Below are 3,275 nucleotides of genomic sequence, written 5' to 3'. Positions count from 1 at the left end.
GGTTCGGGGCTGGGCTGGGGTCCTGGCTCGGACCCGAGCCGGGACTCCTGTTCCTGTTCTTGTGCCTGTTCTTGTTCCTGTGGTGTGGGCGGCAGGGGCAGTCGTACCTCGAAGGACGCCCCGCCGCCTGGGGCCGCCGTCACGGTGAGTGTGCCGTCGTGCCGGGCCACCACCTGCCGTACGAGGGCCAGGCCGAGCCCGCGCCCACCGGGCCCCGCCGGCTTCGTGGACCAGCCGCGCTGGAAGACCTCCTCCGCGTGGGCCGGGTCCACCCCCGCCCCGGTGTCGGTGACCCGCAGGACGAGGCCCTCCGGCTCCGCGAGGTCCGCGCGGTCCGCGAGCGCGGTGACGGTGACCCGGGCGCCCACCGAGCCCTGGGCCGCGTCCACGGCGTTGTCGATCAGGTTGCCCAGGACCGTCACCAGGTCGCGGGCGGTGAGGGACTCCGGGAGCAGGCCGTCGTCGATGCTGCTGTCCTCGGAGACCACCAGTTCGACGCCGCGCTCGTTCGCCTGGGCCGTCTTGCCCAGGAGCAGGGCGGCGAGGACGGGCTCGCTGACCGCCGCGACGACCTGGTCGGTGAGGGCCTGGGCCAGTTCCAGCTCGGCGGTGGCGAAGTCGACGGCTTCCTCGGCGCGGCCCAGCTCGATCAGGGAGACGACGGTGTGGAGGCGGTTCGCGGCCTCGTGGGCCTGCGAGCGCAGCGCCGTGGTGAAGCCGCGCTCGGAGTCCAACTCGCCCATGAGGGACTGGAGTTCGGTGACATCGCGCAGGGTCACGACGGTGCCGCGGCGCTCACCGCCCGACACCGGGGAGGTGTTCACGACGAGCACCCGCGACTCGGTGAGATACACCTCGTCGACCCGCGGCTCGCCCGACAGCAGGGCTCCCGTGAGCGGAGCCGGCAGTTCGAGCTCGGCCACCGAGCGGCCGAGCACGTCGCCGCCCACGCCGAGCAGCTCGCGCCCGCCGTCGTTGATCAACGCCACCCGGTACTGGCCGTCCAGCATCAGCAGCCCCTCGCGCACGGCGTGCAGCGCGGCCTCGTGGTAGTCGTGCATCCGGCTGAGCTCGGCGGCGTTCATCCCGTGGGTGGAGCGGCGCAGCCGGGCGTTGATGACGTACGTACCGACGGCGCCCAGGGCCAGGGCCGCGGCGGCGACGCCGAACAGGGCCTTGACCTGGCCCTCGACCCGCTGGCTGATCTCGTCGACCTTGATCCCCGCGCTGACCAGGCCGACGATCCGGTCACCGTCGCGAATCGGCGTGACCGCACGCACGGACTCGCCGAGGGTGCCGGTGTACGTCTCGGTGAACGTCTCGCCGAGGAGCGCCCGGTCCGTGTGCCCGAGGAAGTGCTTCCCTATCAGCTCCTCGGTGGGGTGGGTCCAGCGGATGCCCTCGGGATTCATGATCGTCACGAAGTCGACCTGCGCGCCGCGCTGCACCGCCAGCGCGTACGGCTGGAGCCTCTTCGTCGGGTCCGCGGTGCGGATGGCCTCCCGTACGGAAGGGGAGTCCGCGACCGACCGGGCCACCCCCGTGGCCTGGCGGCCCGCCGCGTCCTCCGCCTGGCTGCGGTCGCTGACGTACGTGAAGAGCGCGCAGCCCGCGACCACGACCGCGACGAGCACGGCCTGCATGGCGAAGAGCTGGCCGGCCAGGCTGCGAGGCCGGGGGGCACGGGGGAGGCGCATACAAACAGTCTGCCTGGCCGGAAAAGCGTGAACGTAATGAACGGAAGGGTGACCGCCCTCACACACCGGGAGATAGTCACCGACAACCCCCGGACGTGAGCCGCACGCCGGATGATGCCGACGACGTCGTCAAGGAGGGCAGCCGTGACCAGCACACCCGATACGGCACCTGCCGCTCCCGCTGTGAAGCGGGACCGCACGCACTATCTCTACATTGCGGTGATCATCGCCGTGGCCGCCGGTATCGCCGTGGGTCTGATCGCCCCCGACTTCGCGGTCGAGCTGAAGCCGATCGGTACCGGCTTCGTGAACCTGATCAAGATGATGATCTCGCCGATCATCTTCTGCACGATCGTCCTGGGCATCGGCTCGGTACGCAAGGCAGCGAAGGTCGGCGCGGTGGGCGGCATCGCGCTCGGCTACTTCGTGGTCATGTCGTTCGTCGCGCTGGCCATCGGCCTGGTCGTCGGCAACATCCTGGAGCCCGGTACGGGTCTCGCGGTGACCGACGCGATCAAGGACGCCGGTCAGGGGCAGGTCGTCGAGGCGAAGAACACCGAGGAGTTCCTGCTCGGGATCATTCCCACGACGATCGTCTCCGCGTTCACCGGCGGCGAGGTCCTGCAGACCCTGCTCGTCGCACTGCTCGCCGGGTTCGCGCTCCAGGCCATGGGCTCTGCCGGTACGCCGGTCCTGCGCGGGATCGAGCACATCCAGCGTCTCGTCTTCCGCATCCTCGCCATGGTGATGTGGGCGGCGCCCATCGGTGCGTTCGGCGCGATCGCGGCGGTCACCGGCTCGGCGGGTGTGGACGCGCTCAAGAGCCTCGCCGTCCTGATGCTCGGCTTCTACGTCACGTGTTTCCTCTTCGTCTTCATCGTGCTCGGCGCGATGCTGCGGATCGTGGCGGGCCTGAACATCTTCCTGCTGCTGAAGTACCTGGGCCGTGAGTTCCTGCTCATCCTGTCCACCTCGTCCTCCGAGTCGGCGCTGCCGCGGCTCATCGCGAAGATGGAGCACCTGGGCATCAGCAAGCCGGTGGTCGGCATCACGGTCCCGACCGGCTACTCCTTCAACCTCGACGGCACCATGATCTACATGACCATGGCCTCGCTGTTCATCTCCGACGCCATGGGTACGCCGATGTCGATCGGCGAGCAGATCCCGCTGCTCCTGTTCCTGCTGGTCGCCTCCAAGGGCGCGGCGGGGGTCACCGGTGCGGGTCTGGCCACCCTGGCGGGCGGTCTCCAGTCCCACAAGCCGGAACTGGTCGACGGCATCGGCCTGATCGTCGGCATCGACCGCTTCATGAGCGAGGCGCGCGCGCTGACGAACTTCGCGGGCAACGCGGTGGCCACGGTGCTGATCGGCACGTGGACAAAGGAGATCGACAGGCCGCGGGTCGATGAGGTGCTGGCGGGGCGGTTGCCGTTCGACGAGACGACGCTGCTGGACGACGGGCATGGCGGGGGGTCTGCCGACGGCTTGGCGGATGTGCCGGAGCAGCCGGGCGCTGGCGCTGGCGACGGCAAGGCACTGGCTAAGGCGTAGTTGCCTGGCTGCGGGTGCGTGGGGGCT

2 protein-coding genes are annotated in these 3,275 nt (G+C 70.0%); one reads left to right on the top strand and one right to left on the bottom strand.

The window, feature by feature from the left end; genetic code table 11:
- On the bottom strand, positions 1-1,697 hold a 1,697-nt coding region (locus AOK01_RS29200), incomplete at its 3' end, for a sensor histidine kinase (RefSeq protein WP_079103850.1).
- Positions 1,698-1,841: 144 nt separating this feature from the next.
- Between AOK01_RS29200 and AOK01_RS29195 the strand changes: the two genes are divergently transcribed.
- Positions 1,842-3,248, top strand: coding sequence for a cation:dicarboxylate symporter family transporter (locus tag AOK01_RS29195; protein ID WP_055516919.1), 1,407 nt, complete (start codon positions 1,842-1,844; stop codon positions 3,246-3,248).
- Positions 3,249-3,275 lie beyond the last annotated feature (27 nt).

The sequence above is a fragment of the Streptomyces aurantiacus genome (genome assembly GCF_001418335.1).
GTDB classification, from domain to species: Bacteria; Actinomycetota; Actinomycetes; order Streptomycetales; family Streptomycetaceae; genus Streptomyces; species Streptomyces aurantiacus.
This window is presented reverse-complemented; position numbering and strand designations above follow the sequence as displayed.